Source organism: Marinobacter shengliensis, from assembly GCF_003007715.1.
Classification (GTDB): domain Bacteria; phylum Pseudomonadota; class Gammaproteobacteria; order Pseudomonadales; family Oleiphilaceae; genus Marinobacter; species Marinobacter shengliensis.
Window position 1 is genome coordinate 192,376 of record NZ_PXNO01000007.1, and the last position, 24,217, is coordinate 216,592.

The window sequence follows — 24,217 nt, forward strand, 5'->3', positions numbered from 1 at the left end:
GAACGGCCGATGACGTGGGTGGTGAGCAGCCTGGTGTCCCTGGGCCGAAGCGTGTTCGCCGGTGTGCTTGCCGGAATGTTGATCATGCTGCCTGTTCACGGAGCCAATGCTGAGACGAGCAACGAACCTGCTTCTGCAGATCCCGCTGATGCGATGTCGTGGCTGGAGCGCCTGGGACCGGCTTTGAACATGACCTCTTACCGGGGTGTCTTCGTCTATGCCCGTGGGGATCAGGTCCATTCCATGAAGATTGCCCATCGTTTTCGGGATGGCCAGGTGGAAGAGCGACTGGTCATGCAGGATGGCGGCAGTGGCGAGATTGTCCGTAAAGGCATGAATGTGGTTTGTGTGCTCCCTGACCGTGGTCGGGTGAGCCTTAACGAAGTGATTCCTTCTGGCCCGTTTGCCGAGGCGTTCACCAGTCAGCTGATGCCGTTTGGGCAATGGTATCGCTCAGAGCTTGCGGGTGAAGATCGCATCGCCGGTTATGACGTGGTGACCATTGCGTTAACCGCCCGTGATGACGAGCGATACAGCCATCGGCTGTGGATGGAAAAAGACACCGGCTTGCTGGTCAAAAGCCAGGTGCGCGACGGTGACGGGGAAGTGCTGGAGCATTTTCAATTTACCAGTCTCGAAATTACCGATGAGATCGCCGACGAGGAGCTGGAAATACAGACCCAAGGGCGCGAAATAACCCGCACGCTGGCGTCCAGGGATCCTCAACAGTCGGTGGTCGGCCGCATGAGCGGCTGGACTCTCAACTGGCGGCCGGAGGGCTTCGCGCCAGCGGCCGCGCCGCGGTCTGGCAAGGGCAAAGCGGTCGCGTTCTCTGACGGGCTGGCGGCCTTTTCGGTGTTTGTCGAACCGGTTGACCAGTTGAAAATGCCGACAGGGGCCTCGCGGGTGGGGGCAACCACCATATACATGCGCGAGATCCTGGTCGCCGACAGACCGTTCCTGGTTGCCGTTGTGGGCGAGATTCCCCCGCGTACTGCCCGGAAAGTGGCAGATGCCGTTGAAATAGATGACGCCCTGGCCCTGGAGTTATCAGGCCTGTGATCACCGAGATTGGCAAAGTGGTGGCCCTGAGTGGCGACAGCGTCTGGGTGCAAACCATCCGTGTCAGTGCCTGTCAGAGCTGTTCCGCCAGGGCCGGTTGCGGCCAGAGGGCGTTGGCCAAGGTATCCGGAGGGCGAGCAAATCAGGTTCTGGTGGCGAATACCGTGGGTGCCAGGGTTGGGGATGAGGTGGTGATCGGTATCGATGAACAGTCACTCCTCGCGGCATCCCTGGCTGTGTACGGTGCTCCGCTGCTGATGATGGTGCTGGCCAGTATCGCCGGTTATCGATGGTTGGGTGGTACTGACGCTGCGGCCATCTTGGGCGCTCTTGCAGGGCTGGGGGCAGGATTCTGGTGGGTACGTCGATGGCAGCGTCGGAGTGGTGATAAATACCAGCCGCGGCTGATCAGGGTGAACAGCACTCATTCCGTGACATGTCTGTGAACCCTACCGTTTTGTAAGTTGAAAAACGGGTTTCCGGCCCCAGAATTACGACGTGATTACAAGCAGAACACGGGGGTCCACATGCCGAGATCAAACACAGAGGTTGCCCGTCTTGCTCCAGTCCGGAGCGCAGGACACTACTGGGCGACCCTACTGATGCTTTCCGTCATGGTTTCAGTTTTCTGGAGCCAGTCCCTCGCCGCGCGCGGCTTGCCGGACTTTACCGAACTGGTTGAAGAGAACTCCAGCGCGGTAGTGAATATCAGCACCACAAGTGAGCCGCGTAATCAGGGCTCCCGTTTCCAGGGATCGCCGTTCGATGAAAGGCAGCTTGAGCAGTTGCCGCCGTTCCTTCAGGAATTTTTTCGTGGCCCGCAATCACCGTTCGGCGGCTCGCCCCGTTCGCAGCAGCCCCAGCGTTCCATGGGCTCTGGCTTCATTGTGTCAACAGACGGTTATGTACTCACCAACAACCATGTAGTGGAAGGTGCTGACGAGGTCATAGTGCGGTTGAACGACCGCCGTGAGTTTCAGGCCACGATTGTTGGCACCGACCCCCGTTCAGACATGGCCGTGCTGAAGATCGAGAACGGTGAGGATCTGCCCGTGGTCAAGGTGGGGCGTTCACGTGACCTCAAGGTTGGCGAATGGGTGTTTGCTATCGGCTCTCCGTTCGGTTTTGACTACACGGTTACGGCAGGCATTGTCAGTGCCCTTGGCCGTTCATTGCCCTCCGAAAACTACGTGCCATTCATTCAGACAGACGTGGCAATCAACCCCGGCAACTCCGGTGGGCCACTGTTCAATCTTGATGGTGAGGTAGTGGGTATCAACTCCCAGATCTATACCCGCTCTGGCGGTTTCATGGGGGTTTCTTTCGCCATTCCCATTGACGATGCGATGAACGTATTCAACCAGATCCGGGACAAGGGCAGCGTTGCGCGGGGCTGGCTTGGTGTGTTGATTCAGGAAGTAAACCGGGACCTGGCGGAATCTTTTGGCCTGAAACGCCCGAGGGGCGCGCTGATTGCGGAAGTCATGCAGGGGTCGCCGGCTGAGAAGGGAGGCCTGGAATCCGGAGATATCGTGCTGGAATACAACAGCGAGCCGGTTCAGTTGTCATCAGACCTGCCGCCGCTGGTGGGCCGGACGCCGGTGGGCGAATCGGCCCGGCTGACGGTACTGCGGGGTGGCCGGGAAATTGAGTTGGATGTGACCATTGGCCGCTTGCCGGAAGATGGCGATGACAGCTCAGACCCCGTGGTTGGTGAAAACAATGCGCCGTCACAGGACCCGCTGGGCCTGGCGGTTGAATCCCTGACGCCGGAGCAGGCCAGTGCTGCCGGTGTTCAGGGCGGCGTGCTGGTGACCCGGGTAGGCCAGGGGCCGGCAGCGGAAGCCGGGATTCGTTCCCGGGACATCATCACCGAGATTAATCGCGAACAGGTGCGCTCAGTGGAGGATTTCCGGAACGCCACCCGCAAGCTGCCGTCTAACCGGGCGGTTTCGGTCAGAATCGTCCGCCAGGGTCGTGCCATCTATCTGGTGATGAAGCCCTGACACCATAGAAGGCAGGCGTTTCGCAAGCCCCCGGTGTCTTTGACGACAGGCCCGGGGGCTTTTGCTATAATCGCCCGAACTGATAATAAATGGGGTCATGGAACGGACCGTAAACAATGATGACCAGCAAGGAACTTCCCCTCAGACAGCTTCTGCAATTACGCCATGCCTGGATTGCCTGGCTTGTGTTCTTTGTTGCCGTAGCCGCCACCGTGCTTCTATGGCAGGTATCAATCCGCCTTGTGGAAGACCGCACCGAGGCCCACTTTCGAACCCAGTCCCTGCAGCTGAAAAGCGCCATTGAAGAGCGGTTGCTCAATTATGAGCAGGTGCTGGCAGGCAGTTCCGGTTTGTTCTCGGTAGCCGGGGAAGTCACCAGGGAGCAGTGGCGGGAGTATGTCGAGAAAGTCGATATCGACCGTTACTACCCGGGTATTCAGGGTATCGGGTATGTGCAACGGATTGGTGTTCGGGATATGGCCGATCACATCGCTTCGGTGCGGGCCGAAGGTGTCTTTAACTATCTGGTCAAGCCACTCGGCACAGGCCCGTTCTATTACCCCATGGTGTACCTGGAACCGGGCACAGATCGCAACCGCAGGGCGCTGGGTTACGATGCCTTCAGTGATCCGATACACCGGGTAGCAATGGAAAAGGCTCGGGACGATGCTGTACCAACCGTGACCGGTAAGGTGGTTCTGGTTCAGGAATCGCTGGCGGAAGACCAGGCCGGCTTCCTGATGTACTACCCGGTATATCAGGGCGGAGAAATCCCGGACATTCGCGCAGAACGGCGAATGATGCTGTCTGGGTATGTGTTCAGTGCCTTCCGGATGAATAACCTGATTGATGGCATTGTCGGCCTTATCTCTCCCTTTCTTGACGTGCGGATCTACGACAGCGGTGTGGTGGCCCGGGACACCCTGATGTATGGCTCCAACCTGGGGTCGCTGGATAATGAATTCAGCTTTGAGATGAGCCAGACCATCTCCCACGGGGGGCGGGACTGGCTGTTGCAAACACGTTCAACACCTGCCTTCGACTTTCTGGCGGCAGACCCTCGCCCACCGATTGTGCTGGGGTCCGGGTTGGCCATCAGTGCTTTGTTGTGCCTGTTTGTGCTGGCGCTGATTCGTTCCCGGCTGATCGCCCAGATCAGCGCTGGCCGTTACCGGGCCATTACCGAAGGAGCTGCCAATGTCACGCTGGTGATGGATCGTCGTGGTGAGCCGCTTTATGCCAGCCCGTCCAGTCGGGACATCCTGGGCTTCGACCCCGACAAGGTTCATTCCATGCAGCTGGAAGCCCAGGTGCATCCGGACGACCTGCCCCTGCTGCAGCGCGGCTTTGAGGAATCCATGCGTGCGCCGGGCAAGCAGATGCCGGTCGTGCGGGCTCGTATCCGGGATGCTGAGGGCCAGTGGCGTGACATGGAAGGCACCTATACCGCCATGTTGTCTGTGCCTGGTGTTAATGGTGTGGTTCTGAGCCTGCGGGACCTGACCCAGCTCAAGGCTGCCCAATCCGAGTTGCATCGACTGGCGTTCTACGACCCGCTCACCGGGCTGGCAAACCGTCAGTTGTTCCGGGACCGCCTCAACCACGTGGTACGCCGGAGTCGCCGCAGTGGTGAACCCGCGGCCCTGATGTTTCTGGATCTCGATGGTTTCAAGCGCATTAACGACACCCTGGGGCACGACGCCGGGGATGAGCTGCTGAAACAGGTGGCGCTGTGGCTGGAAGGCTGTGTGCGTGAGGAAGACTCGGTGGCCCGCCTGGGGGGCGACGAATTTGTGGTGCTGTTGTCCCAGATCAGCGGGCCGGATGCCGCCGGCAAGGTGGCAGAGTCCATACTCCGCCGCCTGTGTCAGCGAATACGCCTGAACGACCACGAAGTGGGCATTACCGTGAGTATCGGCATCACCATGATTCCCCATGATAGCGAGGATGCCGGCACCCTGATGAAATACGCCGATCTGGCCATGTACCGGGCCAAGGAGCTGGGTCGCAATACCTATCAGTTCTTCACTCCTGCCATGAATATCAAGGCCGCCCGGCGCCTGTTGCAGCAGGAAGAGTTGGCCACGGCCCTGGATGGCGACCGGTTTGTTCTGCATTACCAGCCAAAGATCGACCTCGTCAGCCAGCGGGTGATTGGCGTGGAAGCGTTCCTGCGTTGGCACCACCCGGAAAAGGGACTGGTTTCGGCGCAGCAGTTCATCAACCTGGCGGAAGAGACCGGCCTGATTGTCCGGCTGGGCGAGCTGGCCCTGCGGCAAGCCTGTATTCAGGTGCAGGCCCTGGAACGGGCCGGCTTCGAATCCCTGAAAATGGCGGTGAACCTGTCGGTGCGACAGCTGACCGATTCCGGTTTCCTGGACATGATTCGTCAGGTCATTACGGAAACCGGCGTGTCCCCGGAGCGCCTGGAACTGGAAATGCCGGCAGAGTTGTTGAACGAAGACCCTCGCATGCTGCGTGAACTGCTGGTGTCGCTGAATGATCTCGGGGTTTGCCTGATCCTGGATGACTTCGGGACCGGTTCATGCTCGCTGGTCGCGTTACAGCAGCTCCCGCTGGACGTTATCAAGATTGATCATCGGTTCATCCGGGACATTCCCTATAACGTCAGTGCTACCGATGTGGCGTCTGCGGTGATCGCGCTGGCGAAGAAACTGCACCTGACCGTGGTAGCCGAGGGCGTGGAAACCCTGCAGCAGCTGAGTTTCCTGAAATCGGCCGGTTGCGCCCAGTGTCAGGGTAATCTGTTCAGCTACCCGCTGGACGAAGACGCGTTGATCGGGTTCCTGATCCGGCAGTACGAGAAGCCGCTTATTTCCTGATCATGGCAATAGCGGCCGGTAACCGGTAAAATCACGCCGTTCCCGGACCCGGTAGCGGCCATTCCGGGCTCAACCCTACGTCTTATATGAGTAATCATTGTCTGTGACTGAACTGAGCCGAATCCGTAACTTTTCCATTATTGCCCACATTGACCACGGTAAATCCACACTGGCGGATCGTTTTATCCAGATATGCGGTGGCCTGACCGACCGCGAAATGGCCGAACAGGTGCTTGACTCCATGGATCTGGAGCGGGAACGGGGCATTACCATCAAGGCCCAGAGCGTAACGCTCAACTACACCGCCAAAGATGGTGAAACCTACAAGCTGAATTTCATCGACACCCCTGGTCACGTGGATTTTTCCTATGAGGTATCCCGTTCCCTCTACGCCTGTGAGGGTGCGCTTCTGGTGGTAGATGCAGGTCAGGGTGTGGAAGCCCAGTCGGTGGCCAATTGCTATACCGCCATTGAGCAGGGGCTTGAAGTGGTGCCGGTACTGAACAAGATGGACCTGCCCCAGGCGGAGCCGGAGCGGGTGGCGGCGGAAATTGAGGATATCATCGGCATCGAAGCCGCCGATGCAGTGCGCTGCAGTGCCAAAAGCGGTCTGGGCGTGGAAGATGTACTTGAGGATCTGATCAGGAAGATTCCGCCGCCGAAGGGTGACCGCAGTGCACCACTGCAGGCGCTGATCATCGATTCCTGGTTCGATAACTATCTGGGCGTGGTATCCCTGGTTCGGGTGACCGAGGGCGTTCTGCGCAAAGGCGACAAGATTGTCATTAAATCCACCAAGAAAGCGTGGAATGCCGACAAGGTAGGTATCTTTAATCCGAAGCCCACCGACACTGATGTTCTGGAAGCCGGTGACGTAGGCTTTGTGGTGGCGGGTATCAAGGATATTCACGGTGCACCGGTGGGCGACACCATCGTGCATCAGAAGTTCGCCGACGAAACTCCGATGCTGCCGGGCTTCAAGAAGGTTCAGCCGCAGGTTTACGCAGGCCTGTTCCCGGTCAGCGCTGACGATTATGACGACTTCCGGGATGCCCTCGAAAAGCTGACGCTGAACGACGCCTCCCTGTTTTTTGAGCCTGAGAATTCTGACGCCCTCGGTTTCGGGTTCCGCTGTGGTTTCCTGGGCATGCTGCACATGGAAATTATCCAGGAGCGGCTGGAGCGTGAGTACGATATCGATCTGATTACCACGGCACCCACGGTAATCTATGAAGTCATTACCAAACAGGGTGAGACCCTGTCGGTGGACAACCCCTCGCGGCTTCCGGATATTGGCTCTATCGAGGAAATGCGTGAGCCCATCGTGGAGGCGAATATCCTGGTGCCCCAAGAACACCTGGGTAACGTTATTGCCCTGTGTGAAGAGAAGCGGGGTGTTCAGAAGAACATGCACTTCATGTCGACCCAGGTTCAGCTCACCTACGAGTTGCCGATGGCGGAAGTGGTGATGGATTTCTTCGATCGGATCAAGTCTGCCAGCCGAGGTTTTGCCTCGCTGGATTACCACTTCGTGCGGTTCCAGCAGGCCAATCTGGTTCGCCTGGACGTGTTGATTAACGGTGAACGGGTCGACGCCCTGGCATTGATCGTTCATCGGGATCTGGCGCACCGGAAGGGGCGCCAGCTGATCGAGAAGATGAAAGAGCTGATTCCCAGGCAGATGTTTGATATCGCCATCCAGGCGGCAATCGGAACCCAGGTGGTGTCACGGGTTACGGTCAAGGCATTGCGCAAGAACGTTACCGCCAAGTGTTACGGTGGTGATGTCAGCCGGAAGAAGAAACTGCTTCAGAAGCAGAAAGAAGGTAAAAAACGTATGAAGCAGCTGGGCAATGTCGAGGTGCCTCAGGAAGCGTTTCTTGCTGTATTGAAAGTGGATAACTAAAACTAAGGCTCCCGGATGGATATTGATTTTCCGCTGGTACTGGTGGTTCTGACCTTCGCGACTGGATTGATCTGGCTGGCGGATAAAGTGTTTTTCAGCAAACGGCGGCAGGCAGCTGGCCCGGACGTTGGCGGTGCCGCGTCCGATGAAACTGCCGAGACCAGTGAACCCTGGTTGGTCGACCTGAGCCGATCGTTCTTCCCGGTACTGGCCATCGTTCTGGTGCTTCGTTCGTTTCTGGTGGAACCCTTTCAGATTCCCTCCGGTTCGATGCTGCCGACCCTCGAAGTTGGTGATTTTATCCTGGTAAACAAGTACGCCTACGGGCTTCGGTTGCCAGTGGCCGGCACCAAGGTGGTGTCGATGGGTGATCCCGAGCGTGGTGATGTCATGGTGTTCCGTTATCCGGAGGATGGCGCCACCAATTACATCAAACGAGTGATTGGTTTGCCGGGTGACCGGGTGCGCTATCGCGATAAACAGCTGTTTATCAATGATGAACCAGTGGCCAGGGAGTTTGTGGCCCGTCTTCCGCCAATGGAGCGCTGGCGTGAGGAAGTGGGCGGCGTTGAGCACGATGTGTATCTGACCCTGGGCCGGGTTGCAGGCAACGGGGAAGGTGAATGGCTGGTGCCTGATGGCCATTACTTTGTCATGGGGGACAACCGGGACAACAGTAACGACAGCCGGTTCTGGGGCACTGTGCCCGATGAGCTTGTGGTCGGGAAGGCCTTCGCCATCTGGATGCACTGGAAATCGCTGACAAGTCTGCCATCTTTTGATCGAGTGGGTAGCATTGACTAACCCCGTTGTGCCGGAGACAAACATGATGAAAAAGAATAATCCCGTCGGATTGCAGCAGCAGGGCGGCAGCGCTCTAACCATGCTGATTGTGGCGATGTTTTTTGGCAGCCTGCTGGCCCTGGGGCTGAAAATCGGCCCTGCCTACCTGGACGATTTCACCATTCAGGAGGCACTGGAAGGTCTTGATGGCACCGAGGGTTTGTCGCGCATGGGGCCGGCTGAGGTGCGTAGCCTGATTAACCGGCGCCTGAGCGTCAATAACGTCAGGGGCTTCGACGCCAAGCAGATCAGCGTTGAGAAAAGTGGCGAGTTCGTGGTCATCAAGGTGGACTACGAGGTTCGCAATCATCTATTCGGAAACGTGGACACCATCGTTCATTTCCAGCACGAGTATGAGTTAAAGGGACAGTGAGTTCACAACCAGATCTGGATCAGTTGCAGCGTCGTATCGGATACACCTTCAAGGAGCCCGAGCGGTTGCTGCTGGCCCTGACCCACAGAAGTTACGGGAACCAGAATAATGAACGCCTGGAGTTCCTTGGGGATTCCATCGTTAATATGGTGATTGCAGAGCACTTGTACCTGCACTTCGAGAAAGCCCGGGAAGGCCAGTTGAGCCGGCTCCGGGCGCGGATGGTCAAAGGCGTGACCCTCGCCGAGATTGGTCGCGAATTCCAGTTGGGCCAGTATCTGAGGCTGGGCTCCGGTGAGCTCAAGAGTGGTGGCTACCGGCGCGAGTCGATTCTGGCGGATGCGGTGGAGTCCATCATCGGTGCTATATACTTGGACAGCGATTTTCATACCTGCCGTGAGCAGGTACTGCGCTGGTTCGAGCATCGCCTGGCCAATCTGGACATTCAGGACACCCAGAAAGATCCCAAAACCCGGTTGCAGGAATACCTGCAATCCCGGCAGTTCCCGCTGCCTCGTTACGAAGTGATATCCGTCGACGGTGAAGCCCATGAGCAGACGTTCCATGTCTCCTGTGCCTTACCGTCACTGGATCGAAAGACCAGCGGCACCGGTAGCAGTCGGCGAATTGCTGAACAGCAGGCTGCCCGCAATGCCCTCAAGCAACTGGGCGTGGAGAACTCCTGATGAATGATATTACCCGCCCGGAAGATCCGGACAGCCGTTGTGGTTTTGTCGCCATTGTTGGCCGGCCGAACGTGGGAAAATCCACGCTTCTGAACCATATCCTGGGCCAGAAACTGAGTATTACCTCCCGCAAACCCCAGACCACCCGACATCAGGTGCTGGGTATCAAGACAGACGGACCTGTGCAGGCCATCTATGTGGATACCCCAGGCATGCACGAAGACGAGCCCCGTGCGCTGAACCGTTATATGAACAAAGCGGCGTCGTCTGCCCTGATTGACGTGGACGTGGTGGTGTTCGTGGTGGACCAGCTGGCGTGGACCACTGCCGATGACATGGTGCTGGAGAAATTGTCGCGGTTGAAATGCCCGGTTATCCTTGCAGTTAACAAGGTGGATAAGGTTGAGAACCGTGACAAACTGCTGCCACACCTTGAGGCACTGTCCAAAAAACGGGAATTTGCCGAAATTATCCCTTTGTCTGCGTTGAAAGAAACCAACCTCCAGCCACTGGAGGAAGCTGTGGGACGTTTCCTGCCCCAGAGTGTGCACTTCTACCCGGACGATCAGATTACGGATCGCAGCGAGCGCTTTATGGCGTCAGAGATGGTGCGGGAGAAAATTACCCGCCAACTCGGTGCTGAATTGCCTTATTCCGTGGCAGTAGAGATCGAAGAGTTCAAGCACGAGGGGAAAACCCTGCATATCTCGGCCCTGATTCTGGTGGAACGGGAAGGCCAGAAGAAAATCATTATCGGTGACAAGGGCGAGCGCCTGCGCCGCATTGGCCAGGAAGCCCGGGTGGATATGGAGCGCATGTTCGGCTCCAAGGTCATGTTACGTTTGTGGGTCAAGGTAAAACGCGGCTGGGCAGACAGCGACCGGGCATTGAAAAGCCTTGGTATGAGCGATTTCTGAGGTCGCTATGAAGGTAGCGGTGCAGCAGGAGCCCGCTTATGTGATTCACCGGCGCCCCTGGCGGGAAACCGCCTTGCTGGTGGATCTGTTTACACTGAATCATGGCCGAATGAGTCTGGTGGCGCGCGGCGCCAACAGTGCGAAAAGCCCCCTCAAGGCTCAGTTGCAGCCGTTTCAGCCGTTAATGGTGGACTGGACCGGAAAAAGCGATCTGAAGACACTGGTGCAGCTTGAGGTTCGGTCGGCGCCGCTGCTTTCGCAAACCCGTGCCTTGTACAGCGGCCTCTACATCAATGAACTGCTTCAGCGCGTTCTGCCAGCGGCAGACCCTCATCCCACCCTGTTTGCCAGTTACATAGAAAGCCTGCAGGCTCTCGCGGCACTGGAGCCCAAAACCGATGTAGAGCCAATATTGCGGCACTTTGAACGGGCGTTTGCCGGGGCCCTCGGGTATGACTTTGCCTGGGATGAAGCCACTGATACCGGCTTGCCAGTGGTGGCCGGTGGTTACTACGGTTATGATCCGGTGCAGGGCATTGTGTCTGCCGCCGCCACCGAGGTTCGCTTGCAGCAGATTCCGGGCGAGGCTCTGCTGGCCCTGGCCGAAGGCGACTTTACCGGTGAGTTACCGCGCAGGACGGCCAAGCGGATCATGCGTGTTCTGGTGGACTACCTGTTGCAGGGTAAGCCGTTACACAGCCGCAATCTGTTCAGCCATTCCGTTTCATCATCAGGGAGAACCCCATGAATTCCAGAGTGTTGCTCGGTGTGAATATTGACCATGTGGCCACATTACGCCAGGCCCGCGGCACCCGCTATCCAGACCCGGTTCAGGCGGCATTGGTGGCCGAGGAAGCGGGCGCCGATGGCATTACCATTCACCCCCGGGAAGACCGCCGGCACATTCAGGATCGTGACGTACTGTTGCTGCGCGAAGTCCTGCAAACCAAGATGAACCTGGAAATGGCGGTAACCGATGCCATGCTGGCCTTTGCCGAACAGGTGCGTCCGGAGTGTGTCTGCCTGGTGCCGGAGAAGCGCGAAGAATTAACCACCGAGGGTGGGCTGGATGTAGACGGTCAGGAGGAGCGTGTGGCCAAGGCCTACGACCGGCTGGCAAAGATCGGGGCCGAAGTGTCACTGTTCATTGACCCGGACCCGGTGCAGATAGACGCCGCTGTGCGCTGTGGTGCGCCGGTTGTCGAGCTGCACACTGGCGAATACGCCGAAGCGCAGGACCCGGCTGTTCGGGAAAAAGCGTTCAAACAGCTGGCCGATGCCGTCGCCTATGCCCGAAAGAAAGGGTTGATTGTGAACGCTGGCCACGGCCTGCATTATCACAACACCGAGCGGGTGGCGGCGATTCCGGGTATTAACGAGTTGAACATCGGCCACGCCATTGTTGCCAGGGCAGTGTTCACCGGACTGAAAGAGGCGGTCAGGGAGATGCGCGCCATTCTTGAGCGCGCCCGGCCCTGATCCGACCTCAGGTGGTCTCCGGCTGGCGTTGCTGTTCCCTGAACAGTTGCTGCCAGTCGGTTTGTTCACTCCAGATCTGCAGTCGGTCCATGGCTGCCAATAGCTGGTCTTTCTGTAGTTCCATATCCGGCGCCTGGCACTTCAGTGCGGTTTCAAAACGGTTGGCGGCGGTTCTCAGCTCCGGTACGCCGCAGTAGCGGGTTGCGCCGTGGAGCTTGTGTACGCATTCAAGCAGCTCGTCGGTGTCATTGTTGTTCCAGAGTTCGGTTACACGCCCGATGTCGGTGTGCAGTTGTTCCAGCAACATGCTGAACAGCTCTTCCGCCAGGTCGGCCTTGCCAGCGGCCAGTTGAATGCTTTCATCAACACTGACGCAATCCTGCTGCATGCGACGGTTTGATGGCCGCAGGGTGCGGCGGGTGTCCCGGACTTCCGAGATTTTGAAACTGTCGTTGCTGCTCTTGCAGTCGTAACCCGTGTATTCACGAATCAACTGGACCAGTTGGGTGCTGCTGATCGGTTTTGGCATGTAACCGTCGAAGCCCTGCTGGGTCAGCCTTTCCTGTTCATCGGCCAGGGCATGGGCGGTCAGGGCGATGATCGGGGTATGATGAGAGCCGGTATCCAGATCCCGGATTCGGGCCGTGGTTTCCACACCATCCATGCCCGGCATTTGCAGGTCCATGAACACCAGGTCAAAGGGTTTCTGCCGGGCCTTGGTCAGCGCCTCGAAGCCGCTTGAGGCCCCCTCTGCTTCAAGCCGGCAGTCCTGCAGCAGGGTCATCACCAGTTTCAGGTTGGCGTCATTGTCGTCCACGGCCAGTACACGAGGGACTCTCGAAGGGCCGCTGCTTCTCAGTGGCAGGGACACTTCTCCTGCTCCCCGGTTGCTGGCCTGGATGCCGTGGATCAACAGCAATAGCTCGTCGTAGAAGGCGTCCCGGCACACCGGTTTGGTAAGGTGTCCGCTGGACAGTCCGGACAGCGGCGTGTCGTGGGTTTCCAGGGTGGGGGTCAGCAGCAGTGTTCGGCAGTCCCGCTCCACTTCCAGCGAACGCACCATGTTGCAGTACTGGCTGGAGTTCAGCAGGTGGCGGGTAATGCCGATAATGGCGGCGGCGTAGCCTTCCTGCTTCCGTTGGGCTTCCTCCACGTGTTCCACCAGGGCGGCTGGCGAGGACACCCGTTGTACCGCCACGCCCCAGTCCCGTAACAGGTGTTCGACCGCGAGCCCGGTGGTTTTCTGCTGTTCGAGGTAGATTATCCGCTCGCCGCGCAGGGCGTCTTTTGGCGCGCTGGTATCGGCAGCGGCAGACAGTTCCGGCGTGAGGGTAAACCAGAAGGTAGAGCCTTTGCCGAGTTCGCTTTCCAGGCCAATCTTGCCGCCCATCTCTTCCACCAGCCGCTTGGAAATGGCCAACCCCAGACCGGTGCCGCCATACTGCCTGGCGGTTGAGGCGTCAGCCTGGCTGAAAGCGTTAAACAACGATTGTTGCTGGGCCCGGGACAGGCCCACGCCGGAGTCCGTGATGCTCAGACGCAGGGTTACCCGATTGCTGTCGGGTGTTTCGTCTTCCAGGCTGGCCCGCAGCACCACTTCACCGGTCTGGGTGAATTTGATGGCGTTATTGACCAGATTGGTGATGACCTGCTTCACCCGCAGCGGGTCACCCATGACGTTGTCCGGTACATCGTTATAGACCAGCGGCACCAGGTCCAGGTTCTTGGCGTGGGCTGCCGGTGCCAGCATCACCATCACCTCTTCCACGATATCCCTTAGCTGGAACGGTACCCGGTCAAGAATCAGCTTGCCGGCCTCGATCTTGGAAAAATCCAGGATGTCGTTAATGATCGTCAGCAGAATCTCGGACGATTTCCGGATGGTGTTCAGGTGGTCCCGTTGCTGGCGGGGCAGGGGGCTTTTCAGCAGCAATTCGGTAAAGCCGATGATGCCATTCAGGGGCGTGCGGATTTCGTGGGACATATTGGCCAGGAATTCGGACTTGATCCGGCTGGCTTCCAGGGCTTCCTTGCGGGCGAAATCCAGTTCGATATTCTGGATTTCAATGGTTTCCAGCGTTTCCCGGAGGTCTTCCGTGGCCTGGTCGATGTTCTGCTGCATTTCAGCCTGGGCTTTGCTGAGCTCTGAGGCCATGTCATTCAGGCCCGACTCCAGTTGTTCGAACTCCGGGCCAGCACTGGTGTACACGCGGGTGTCCAGCTTGCCTTCCTTGAGCCTGGCTACGGCTTCATTGAGCTGGAACACAGGATCGGTGAAGGCCCGGCTCAGGCGCAGGGCTATGGCCATGCTGAGCAGTACCCCGCCAATCACCAGGAGCAGGGAAATCAGTAGCGCCTTGTAGGTTTCCTTTTCGGTGCGGACATGGGACATCTCCACCGCAACCCAGCCCAGGGGTTCCTGTAGCCGGGTGGCCGACTGCCGGACATCCGGGTCGAGCATGGTTTCGATCATCAGGTCCTGCAGGTAAACCGGGGTGACAAACCGGGTGCTGCTGTCCCGGGTAATCTTTACCGCCAGGTCCGGCTTCAGGGAGGATTCGTCGATGGCATCGGCGCCACCGGGACCGGTGTGGAGCAAGCGGCGGCCATCTGGCGAGAAGAAGGTGATCGAGCGAACGTCCTGCTCTTCCAGCAGGGCATTGGACAGGCTGCTCAGCAGGCTGCGGTTGGCGGTGAACAGGCCATACTCGGAGCCGGCAGCAAGCTGGCGGGACAGGGATTCGCCCCGATCCCTCAGCAGGTTCTCGATGTTGTTAACCCAGCTGTAGGTGAAAAACAGCCCCAGCAACAAAGTGGTCAACAAGGTGGGAACCAGCGTTACCACCAGTACTTTTTTGCGAATGCCCCAGCGCCGCATAGATATGTTCCTGCAAGTTTCCTGAGCCTGACCGGGCCGATCTTTCCCGGAACCGGCACTTCCCTGTGTTATGAGCATAGTTGATCTGATTCCCGAAAACTGTGGTAAAGGTTCCGGGAACAAACAGTTATAGCCGCGGGTCATGGATATAGCGACAAGCTGTATTGGGACAATGCGGCCATAAAGCGTATGATTCGAACCCAAAAGTGTATCACAGGGTTTCGCTATGATTTTCCCGACCATTGAAGATTATGTAGGGCATACCCCTCTGGTTCGTTTGCAGCGTCTGCCGGGGGAAACCTCCAATGTCATTCTGGCCAAGCTGGAAGGCAATAACCCGGCCGGGTCGGTGAAGGACCGGCCTGCCATCAGCATGATTCAGGAGGCCGAACGCCGTGGTGAAATCAAGCCAGGCGATACCCTGATTGAAGCGACGTCCGGTAACACTGGCATCGCCCTGGCAATGGCTGCGGCAATCAAAGGTTACCGGATGGTTCTGATCATGCCGGCTCACATGAGTGAGGAGCGCCGCGCTTCCATGCGGGCATACGGAGCGGAGATCGTTACCGTCAGCAAGGAGGAAGGCATGGAAGGGGCGCGGGACCTCGCTGCGCGGATGGAATCTGAAGGCAAGGGCAAGGTGCTGGACCAGTTCAGCAATCCGGATAACCCACTGGCCCATTACCGCACCACCGGCCCGGAAATCTGGGAGCAGACCCAGGGCAAGGTGACTCACTTTGTCAGCTCCATGGGGACCACCGGGACCATTATGGGCGTGTCCCGTTATCTGAAAGAGCGAAATCCTGATATTCAGATTATTGGGTTGCAGCCGGAAGATGGTGCATCCATCCCCGGTATCCGCCGCTGGCCCGAGGCCTATTTGCCGTCGATCTACGACGCTGCCCGGGTAGACCAGGTTCTGGACATTGGCCAGAAAGAAGCAGAAGACACCATGAGGGCGCTGGCCGCCAAAGAAGGAATTTTCTGTGGCGTGTCGTCCGGTGGCTCCATTGCCGCTGCCCTCAAATTGTCCCGTGAGGTTGAAAACGCGGTGATCGTGGCCATTATCTGTGACCGCGGCGACCGATACCTGTCTACCGGTGTTTTTCCCGGCGCCTGAACCGGTCATCCAAGCCGGCTACACAAGAGAGATTAACCCCTATGAGTAAGCGTCGCCGCAAGGTTCTGCCTCAGGAACCGGTGCGTTGTGAAATTGAAACCCTTGGCCACGACGGCCGGGGCATTGCCCGGGCCGAAGGTAAAGTCCAGTTTGTGGACGGTGCTCTGCCGGGTGAAACGGTGATGGCAAAGATGGTCAGCACCCGAAGCAAGTTTGATGAGCTGCGTACCCTGGAGGTTCTGGAAGCGGCTCCAGACCGCCAGCAACCGCCCTGTGACTTTGCCGACCTTTGTGGTGGCTGCAGCCTTCAGCACATGAGTGCCGATGCGCAGATCCGGTTCAAGGAAGACACGCTGAGGGAGCATTTTGCCCATTTTGGGGGCATCGAACCCCAGGAGTGGGTTGAACCCATGCGCTCACCCGCTACCCTTGGCTATCGTCGCAAAGCCCGCCTGGGCGTGCGCTATGTGAAAGCCCGGGAGTCGGTGCTGGTAGGATTCCGGGAAAAGCGTAACAGCTTTCTAACGGATATTGACCGTTGTGTGGTGCTGGACCCGCGTATTGGTGATCGCATCAAGCCCCTGCGGGAACTGCTGCATGGTATGGTGGCCTTCGACCGGATTGCCCAGGTAGAAGTGGCCTGTGGTGATGATGTGGCGGCCATGGTGTTCCGTAACATGGATGAACTGGTTCCCGAAGACCGGGAAAAACTGATTGCCTTTGGCCAGGCCCATGACTTGCATATCTATCTGCAGCCCAAGGGCCCGGATACGGTGCACCGCATCTGGCCGGAATCGTCTGGTCGTGATGGTGAGCGCCTGAGCTACAGCCTGGATGAGTTTGATCTGACCATGAAGTACCATCCGATGGACTTCACTCAGGTCAATGCCGGTATCAATCAGAATATGGTTCATCGTGCAGTGGAGTGGCTGGATGTTCAGCCCGGTGAGCGGGTGCTGGATCTGTTCTGTGGCCTGGGTAACTTTACCCTGCCATTGGCTCGCAAAGGTGGCCGGGTGGTTGGCGTCGAAGGCGATGATGCCATGGTGGTGCGTGGCCGCGAGAACGCACAGCTCAATGGTCTGGATAATGTGGAATTCTTTGGGGCCGATCTGCACGGTGACTTTACCGGGCAAAGCTGGGCCAAAGAGGGTTTCGACAAGATTCTGATCGACCCGCCCCGGTCTGGCGCGGAAGACATCTGCAAGTACCTCACGGCGTTCGGGGCCAGCAGGATTGTCTATGTTTCGTGTAATCCGGCCACTCTGGCAAGAGATGCCGGCGTTATGGTGCGCAACGGTTATCGCCTGGTGCGCGCAGGTGTGATGGATATGTTCCCCCACACCACCCATGTCGAATCCATTGCTCTTTTTGAGCGTGAATGACTCTGACTGATCAGTCGACAGTCAGATGCCGGGGCGCCAGGATCGCGACCCGGGTAACCGGAAAATCAGCGGGTATGCCTCTGCTATGGTAAAAGTTCGGGAAGATTATTCGGTCACTGGTGATGGCGAGATCGACATTGATCGTTGTGTTCGCCACATCGCTGAACAGACGCACCTGGATAATCCGGAGCAGCTCCGGCAGGCCTGTGAAAAAGCGGCCAGGATTGCCGTGCAGGCATTCAGAGAGGATCGCCTCTGGGCGCCCGGCTCCAGTAGTTTCCGTACGGGTCTGGAAATGGCACAGGTGCTGGCCGAACTGCATCTGGACCAGGCCAGTCTGGTGGCTGCGGTGTTGTACCGGGCAGTGCGTGAAGAGCGGGTACCCCTGGAAGAGATCCGCAAAGAATTCGGTGACGAAGTCGCCGGGCTGATCAATGGTGTGCAGCAGATGGCGGCCATTTCGTCGGTGCACCACCCGCTCAAGGGCAATGTGCTGGGCCAGAGTGAAGGGCAACTCGACAATGTCCGGAAAATGCTGGTTACCATGATTGACGACGTCCGGGTGGCGTTGATCAAACTGGCCGAGCGGACCTGTGCGATTCGGGCCGTCAAGGACGCGCCGGAAGAGAAGCGCATGCGGGTGGCCAGGGAAGTCTTCGATATCTACGCGCCCCTGGCACACCGGTTAGGTATTGGTCACATCAAGTGGGAACTCGAAGACCTGTCTTTCCGGTACCTGCACAGCTCAGCGTACAAGAAGATCGCCAAGCTGCTGGATGAGAAGCGGCTGGACCGTGAAGGCTATATACGGCGAGTCATCGAGACCCTGCAAACCGAACTTCAGGCCTCCGGTATCAAGGGTGAACTCTCTGGCCGGGCCAAGCATATCTACAGTATCTGGCGCAAAATGCGCCGTAAGGGTATCGACTTTTCCCAGGTCTATGATGTCCGTGCAGTGCGTATCCTGGTGCCGGAAGTCCGGGACTGCTATGCCGCTCTGGGCATTGTTCATACCTTGTGGCGGCATATTCCCAACGAGTTTGACGACTACATCGCCAACCCCAAGGAGAACGGCTACCAGTCGCTCCATACCGCGGTGATCGGCCCCGAAGGCAAGGTGATGGAAGTGCAGATCCGCACCCATGCCATGCACGAGGAAGCTGAGTTAGGTGTTTGTGCCCATTGGCTGTACAAGGGCACCGACAAGAACAACAAGTCCACCGGTTACGACGCCAAGATCAACTGGCTGCGGCAGGTGCTGGAGTGGCAGGAAGAGTTGGGCGACTTGTCTGGTTTGGCTGATCACCTGAAGTCAGACGTCGCCTCGGACCGGGTTTATGTCTTCACCCCCGAAGGCCACGTGGTTGACCTGCCCCAGGGTGCCACACCGGTGGATTTCGCTTATCGGGTACACACCGAAATCGGTCACGCCTGCCGGGGTGCCCGGGTGAACAGCCGAATAGTTCCTCTGACCTATCCGCTGAAAACCGGCGACCAAGTATTTATCTTAACCTCCAACAACCCGGCGCCCAGCCGGGACTGGCTGAACCCAAGCCTGGGCTATATCCAGACATCCCGGGCCAGGGCCAAGGTTACCCACTGGTTCAAGCAACAGAATCGTGACCGTAACATCACTGACGGCCACGCTATCCTGGAAGACGAATTCAAGCGTTTGTCGCTGTATGATGTTGATCTGGGGGATTTGGCCAAAAAGGTGAATTACCACTCGCCAGACGATATGTTCGCCGCCATTGGGGCCGGCGATTTGCGGCCTGCGCACGTGGCGAACGTGGCGCAGCAGATGCTGGAGCCGAAGTCTGAACAGCTCGACCTGAAGCTGACCACGGCCCGCAAGAAGGATTATGACACCGAGTCAGACATCCAGATTCTGGGTGTGGGCAAACTCAAGACCCAGGTGGCCAAGTGCTGCAAACCGTTACCGGGTGATGCGATTGGCGGATACATCACGGTTGGGCGTGGCGTCACCGTGCACCGTCAGGACTGCCTGACCTTCCTCAGCCTGAGGGAATTCGAGCCCAACCGGATCATCGAGGTGAACTGGGGTGGCAAGCCGGCCTCTGTTTACCCTGTCGATATCGAAATCGAAGCTTACGATCGCTCGGGGCTGTTGCGGGACATAACCCATGTGTTGTCGTCGTCCCGCAGTGACGTGCTGGCCCTGAATACCTTGACCAACAAGGATGAGAACATCGCTACCATGAGGGTGACGGTGGAAATCTCCAGCCTGGAACAGTTGGCGCGGTTGCTGGCCCAGATTCGCAACCTGCCGAACATCATCGACGTAAGGCGAAAGCGCGGATGAGCTATTCCATTGATAACCTGAAAACCCTGATGGCCCGGCTCCGGGAGCCGGACACGGGCTGCCCCTGGGACACCCGGCAGACGTTCGCCAGCATCGTGCCCCACACGATAGAAGAAGCCTACGAAGTGGCCGACGCCATTGAACAGGCGGATTACCCGCATCTGAAGGATGAGCTGGGAGACCTGCTGTTCCAGGTGATCTTCTACGCTCAGATGGGGCGTGAGGAAGGGCATTTCGATTTCGATAGCATCGTTGATCACCTGGTCCGCAAACTGATTCGCCGGCATCCCCATGTCTTCCCGGAAGGCACTCTGGAAAGCCGCATTGACCCGAGCAACCGTCCCAGCGAAGCCTGGATCAAAGAGAGCTGGGAGCGTATCAAGGCGGAGGAGCGGGCCGAGAAACCTGTTGTTGAGTCGTCGGTCAGCCGGCTGGATGGCATTGCACGAACCCTGCCGGCCATGGCCCGTGCCGAGAAATTGCAGCGCCGGGCTTCGCGCCATGGCTTTGACTGGCCTGAGATTGGCCCGGTCTTCGACAAGCTTCACGAGGAGATCGATGAGCTGAAAGACGCATGGCAGGCCGCCCAGAATGGTAGTGGCGACCAGGATGCGGTCGAGGATGAACTGGGTGATCTGCTGTTCGTGTGCGTGAATTTGGCACGATTCATGAAAGTGGATCCTGAGCAGGCCCTGAACCGAACGAACCGCAAATTCGACGCACGTTTTCGGGCGATCGAAGCGGTGCTGGAAAGTGAGGGGCGTGATCTGGATGAGGAGTCCCTTGAAGCGCTGGATGCCATATGGCAGAAGGTCAAGGGGGTTGAAAACCGTTAACGGTCAGTGCCTCGGAACCGTCGCCGATAAGTACAATCCGTTACCAATTTTCAGTCACTGAAATGTCATTCTTCGTCTACACTTCTAGTACGGCTTGCACCATATCGGTGCGCTGTACCGTCAGATAAGATGCAGGGGTGAAGGCACCATGAAAATCAAAGATCTGGTCAAGCATTGGGACAAGCACGGTCGTGGTCGGCTCACTCGTGATGCCGCGTACCTATCGTTGTCTGACCAGCATCACGAGCTGTTGCAGAAAGTGGCAGCGATGTATCCGATGAAATCCTCTCAAGACCTGATGCGTGATCTGATCTCCGCTGCGCTTGATGAGCTGGAAACCAGCTTTCCCTACGTTCAGGGCGACAAAGTGGTTGCTTATGATGAGGATGGTTTTGAGATCTACGAAGACCAGGGGTTGACTCCGCGGTTTGTAGCCCTTAGCCAGAAGCATATCAAGCGGATCAAAGCCCGCCAGCTTGAATCCGTGGCCTGACGCCAGCACCGATTCGGCTCACCACCGGGTTTCCATCAACCCAGGCGCCGTGCGCTTGGGTTGATGTCTGCTCATTTATATTACTTTCCCTTGTCTGGCAGGCGATCCTTCAGTGGCCCCTGAGTAATCAGGTCGTCCAGGGCAGCGGCAATCATGTCATTGAGAATCTCGCTTTCACTGCGATCTGGATAGAGTTCCGCCAGCGCGGCTACCCGGGCGGCGTCTTCAAGGGGCAGACGCAGATTGTATTCGTGTGTACGTTCCATCGCCTGTTTTTCCTGTTCCCAGTGCTGGGGCAAATCGGTCACTTTCATGGTGGCTCCTTGGGGCGAGGGGATTGAATCGCCAATAGACTTTTCGAACGGATCCTTAGTATCGTAAGTTTACTTCGTCTCCGTCAATTCAGAAGGAACTCAACGTGACCGAACTGCACCCCGATCTGCGAGAAAATGTGCGTCTGCTGGGCGAATTGCTGGGCCAGAGCATCCAGCGTTTTCCCGGGCAGGACTGCTACGAGCGGATTGAGGAGATTCGGGCTGCGGCCAAAGCCGACCGTCGGCAGGAGAGTGGCTCCGGGCAGCGCCTGGTAACACTCCTGGGGCAACTGAGCGACGATGAACTGTTGCCGGTCACCCGCGCCTTCAACCAGTTTCTCAACCTGGCGAACCTGGCCGAGCAGTACCATGGCATTCGCCGTAAGCAGGGCCACCCTTCCGACCTGATGGTGGAGTCCCTGGGCGAGGTCTTCGAGCGATTGAAATCCGGGGGCGTTGATCCTGAGGAATTGCACCAGCGGGTGGCTGACCTGCGGATCGAGTTTGTGCTGACTGCCCACCCGACAGAAGTTGCCCGCCGTACCCTGATTCTGAAATACGACGAAATGTCCGACTGCCTGGCCCGGCTCGACCACGACGATCTGATGCCGGCGGAGCGTGATGAGATTGTGGCCCGCCTGTCACAGCTGATTACTGAGGCCTGGCACACCGACGAAATCCGCCATGAGCGGCCGACGGCTGTGGACGAGGCCAAGTGGGGCTTTGCGGTCATCGAGAACAGCCTCTGGCAGGCATTGCCCAGATTCCTTCGAAGCCTGGACCAGTCACTTTCTGATGCAACGGGCAAAGGCCTGCCCCTGCAGAATTCCCCGATTCGCATTGCCTCCTGGATGGGAGGGGACCGAGACGGTAACCCGAACGTGACTCACGATGTGACTCGTCAGGTCTTCCTGCTGGGCCGCTGGATGGCTGCCGATCTTTACCTGCGGGATATTCAGGCTCTGAGGGCCGAGTTATCCATGTGGCAGGCCAGTGATGAACTGAGGGCGCGGGTTGGTGATTGCCGGGAACCCTATCGTCAGGTACTGGCCGAGTTGAGGGAGCGCCTGGTCCGTACCCGGGACTGGGCCGAGGCCGGCGTTAAAGGCCGGGTGGCGGACGAGACCGGTATCCTGTTTGAGAACGAAGACCTGACGGCCCCCCTGGAGCTGTGTTATCGATCGCTGATGGATTGCGGCCTGGCGCAAATTGCCAACGGCCCGCTGTTGGACACCATTCGCCGTGCTCACACATTCGGACTGCCGCTGATTCGCCTGGATATCCGGCAGGAGGCTTCCCGGCATGCGGAGGCAGTGGCAGAGATGGTGGATTATCTGGGGCTGGGAGACTATCTGTCCTGGTCGGAAGACGACCGGCAGGCATTCCTGCTGCGCGAGCTGCAAGGCCGCCGGCCACTGGTGCCCCGCAACTGGGAACCCTCAGAGTCCGTCAAGGAAGTGCTGGCTACCTGCGAGGTGGTGGCGGGCCAGACCCCGGAAGCGCTGGGCTCCTACGTTATCTCCATGGCCAGCAAGCCTTCGGATGTATTGAGCGTGATCCTGCTGTTGCGGGAAGCGGGAATGAAGTTCCCGATGCGTGTGGTGCCGCTGTTTGAAACCCTCAGCGATCTTCAGGGCGCGCCAGACAGCATGGCTGCCCTGTATCAGGTTGATTGGTACCGCGAATACTGTCAGGGCCGCCAGGAGGTGATGATCGGCTATTCGGACTCGTCCAAGGACGCCGGCCAGCTGATGGCAGCCTGGGCCCAGTACCAGGCCCAGGAAAAACTCACCCAGGTGGCCCGCCAGTATGGCGTGCACCTGACCCTGTTCCACGGTCGCGGCGGCACGGTGGGCCGTGGTGGCGGCCCGGCGAACCGGGCGATTCTGTCGCAACCGCCGGGATCGGTGAACGGCAGTTTCCGGATTACCGAGCAGGGGGAAATGATCCGATTCAAGTTCGGTTTGCCCCGGCTGGCGGTTCAAAGCCTTACCCTGTACACCACTGCCGTCATTGAGGCGACCCTGGCACCACCGCCACAACCCGAGGACAGCTGGCGTGAGATGATGGACTGGCTGACGGAGCGTTCCCTCAAATCTTACCGGGAAGTGGTGCGGGAGAACCCGGATTTCGTGCCTTATTTCCGCCAGGTTACACCCGAAACGGCCCTGGGTAAGCTGGCCCTGGGCAGTCGACCGGCGCGCCGGAAAGCCACCGGTGGCGTGGAGAGTTTGCGAGCCATTCCCTGGATTTTTGCCTGGACCCAAATGCGCCTGATGCTGCCCAGCTGGCTGGGCAGCGATGTGGCCCTGGAGGAAGCCGCCCGGCACCAGCGCCTGCCAGAGCTGCGTGAGATGATGCGGGGCTGGCCGTTTTTCCGCACCTATGTCGACATGCTGGAAATGGTGCTGGCCAAAGCCGACCTGCGCATTGCCAGTTATTACGAGCAGACCCTGGTGGAGGATGAAAGCCTCAGGGCCCTGGGGAGTAGCCTCAGGGAACGGCTGAACGGCTGTATCGAGCATGTGCTGGAGCTCAAGGATCAGCAAGCCCTGTTGGAGAGCGAACCGGTGTTTGCCCATTCCATGAGAGTGCGCAACCCCTACACCGACCCCTTGCATTACCTTCAGGCGGAATTGCTCAAACGCGACCGCGAAAGTGAGGGCAAAGGTGAGGTGCCGGATATGGTGGAGCGGGCGCTGAAAGTCACCATGGCAGGCATCGCCGCTGGTATGCGTAATACGGGCTAACGT

19 protein-coding genes are annotated in these 24,217 nt (G+C 58.3%); 17 read left to right on the forward strand and 2 right to left on the reverse strand.

Annotated features, from left to right (window positions below; genetic code table 11):
- Positions 1–9 precede the first annotated feature (9 nt).
- The 11 genes from C7H10_RS02130 to pdxJ all read left to right on the forward strand — a co-directional run bounded on the left by C7H10_RS02130 (position 10) and on the right by pdxJ (position 12,115).
- A complete protein-coding gene (locus C7H10_RS02130; RefSeq protein WP_106693517.1) occupies positions 10–1,062 on the forward strand; it encodes a MucB/RseB C-terminal domain-containing protein in 1,053 nt (350 codons plus the stop codon).
- The gene (locus C7H10_RS02135) at positions 1,059–1,508 is read left to right on the forward strand and encodes a SoxR reducing system RseC family protein (RefSeq protein WP_106693519.1); all 450 of its coding nucleotides are present in this window, start codon (positions 1,059–1,061) and stop codon (positions 1,506–1,508) included. The genes C7H10_RS02130 and C7H10_RS02135 overlap by 4 nt, the downstream gene beginning before the upstream one ends.
- A gap of 81 nt (positions 1,509–1,589) precedes the next feature.
- A complete protein-coding gene (locus C7H10_RS02140) occupies positions 1,590–3,068 on the forward strand; it encodes a DegQ family serine endoprotease (RefSeq protein ID WP_106693520.1) in 1,479 nt (492 codons plus the stop codon).
- Between the two features lie 116 nt (positions 3,069–3,184).
- Positions 3,185–5,911, forward strand: coding sequence for a bifunctional diguanylate cyclase/phosphodiesterase (locus tag C7H10_RS02145; protein ID WP_106693521.1), 2,727 nt, complete (start codon positions 3,185–3,187; stop codon positions 5,909–5,911).
- 103 nt (positions 5,912–6,014) lie between these two features.
- Complete coding sequence (gene lepA, locus C7H10_RS02150) at positions 6,015–7,817, forward strand: translation elongation factor 4 (protein ID WP_061332334.1); 1,803 nt, start codon at positions 6,015–6,017, stop codon at positions 7,815–7,817.
- Between the two features lie 15 nt (positions 7,818–7,832).
- Positions 7,833–8,621 (forward strand): signal peptidase I, encoded by a 789-nt coding sequence (lepB, locus tag C7H10_RS02155; RefSeq protein WP_061332277.1) that lies wholly within the window; start codon positions 7,833–7,835, stop codon positions 8,619–8,621.
- Between the two features lie 25 nt (positions 8,622–8,646).
- Positions 8,647–9,033, forward strand: a complete 387-nt coding sequence (locus C7H10_RS02160) for a DUF4845 domain-containing protein (RefSeq protein ID WP_106693647.1) — start codon at positions 8,647–8,649, stop codon at positions 9,031–9,033.
- Positions 9,030–9,719 (forward strand): ribonuclease III, encoded by a 690-nt coding sequence (gene rnc, locus C7H10_RS02165; RefSeq protein ID WP_061332276.1) that lies wholly within the window; start codon positions 9,030–9,032, stop codon positions 9,717–9,719. Before C7H10_RS02160 ends, rnc begins: the two co-directional genes overlap by 4 nt.
- Positions 9,719–10,636 carry a GTPase Era gene (era, locus tag C7H10_RS02170; protein WP_106693523.1) on the forward strand — a complete coding sequence of 306 codons (918 nt, stop codon included), beginning with the start codon at positions 9,719–9,721 and terminating at the stop codon, positions 10,634–10,636. Before rnc ends, era begins: the two co-directional genes overlap by 1 nt.
- A gap of 7 nt (positions 10,637–10,643) precedes the next feature.
- A complete protein-coding gene (gene recO / locus C7H10_RS02175) occupies positions 10,644–11,384 on the forward strand; it encodes a DNA repair protein RecO (protein WP_106693524.1) in 741 nt (246 codons plus the stop codon).
- Positions 11,381–12,115: a pyridoxine 5'-phosphate synthase gene (gene pdxJ, locus C7H10_RS02180; RefSeq protein WP_106693525.1), complete on the forward strand. Its 735-nt coding sequence runs from the start codon at positions 11,381–11,383 to the stop codon at positions 12,113–12,115. Before recO ends, pdxJ begins: the two co-directional genes overlap by 4 nt.
- 7 nt (positions 12,116–12,122) lie before the next feature.
- Here pdxJ and C7H10_RS02185 read toward each other — a convergent pair whose 3' ends face one another.
- Complete coding sequence (locus C7H10_RS02185; RefSeq protein ID WP_106693526.1) at positions 12,123–14,993, reverse strand: ATP-binding protein; 2,871 nt, start codon at positions 14,991–14,993, stop codon at positions 12,123–12,125.
- A gap of 226 nt (positions 14,994–15,219) precedes the next feature.
- Here C7H10_RS02185 and cysM point away from each other — a divergent pair, with 226 nt between their 5' ends.
- The 5 genes from cysM to C7H10_RS02210 all read left to right on the forward strand — a co-directional run bounded on the left by cysM (position 15,220) and on the right by C7H10_RS02210 (position 21,150).
- Entirely contained in the window at positions 15,220–16,113 is an 894-nt protein-coding gene (gene cysM / locus C7H10_RS02190) for a cysteine synthase CysM (protein ID WP_058091714.1), read from the forward strand.
- A 41-nt stretch (positions 16,114–16,154) separates the two neighbouring features.
- Positions 16,155–17,498 (forward strand): 23S rRNA (uracil(1939)-C(5))-methyltransferase RlmD, encoded by a 1,344-nt coding sequence (rlmD, locus tag C7H10_RS02195; protein ID WP_106693528.1) that lies wholly within the window; start codon positions 16,155–16,157, stop codon positions 17,496–17,498.
- A gap of 85 nt (positions 17,499–17,583) precedes the next feature.
- The gene (gene relA / locus C7H10_RS02200; RefSeq protein WP_106693529.1) at positions 17,584–19,821 is read left to right on the forward strand and encodes a GTP diphosphokinase; all 2,238 of its coding nucleotides are present in this window, start codon (positions 17,584–17,586) and stop codon (positions 19,819–19,821) included.
- On the forward strand, positions 19,818–20,657 hold the full coding sequence (mazG, locus tag C7H10_RS02205; RefSeq protein ID WP_106693530.1) for a nucleoside triphosphate pyrophosphohydrolase: 840 nt from the start codon (positions 19,818–19,820) through the stop codon (positions 20,655–20,657). The genes relA and mazG overlap by 4 nt, the downstream gene beginning before the upstream one ends.
- Positions 20,658–20,805: 148 nt before the next feature.
- Positions 20,806–21,150, forward strand: coding sequence for a hypothetical protein (locus C7H10_RS02210; RefSeq protein WP_061332269.1), 345 nt, complete (start codon positions 20,806–20,808; stop codon positions 21,148–21,150).
- Positions 21,151–21,230: 80 nt separating this feature from the next.
- On the opposite strand, the gene C7H10_RS02215 is transcribed toward C7H10_RS02210, so the two are convergent.
- Positions 21,231–21,464 carry a hypothetical protein gene (locus C7H10_RS02215; RefSeq protein WP_106693532.1) on the reverse strand — a complete coding sequence of 78 codons (234 nt, stop codon included), beginning with the start codon at positions 21,462–21,464 and terminating at the stop codon, positions 21,231–21,233.
- A 104-nt stretch (positions 21,465–21,568) separates the two neighbouring features.
- On the opposite strand from C7H10_RS02215, the gene ppc reads away from it, so the two are divergent.
- Positions 21,569–24,214, forward strand: coding sequence for a phosphoenolpyruvate carboxylase (gene ppc / locus C7H10_RS02220; protein ID WP_106693533.1), 2,646 nt, complete (start codon positions 21,569–21,571; stop codon positions 24,212–24,214).
- Positions 24,215–24,217: the final 3 nt, after the last annotated feature.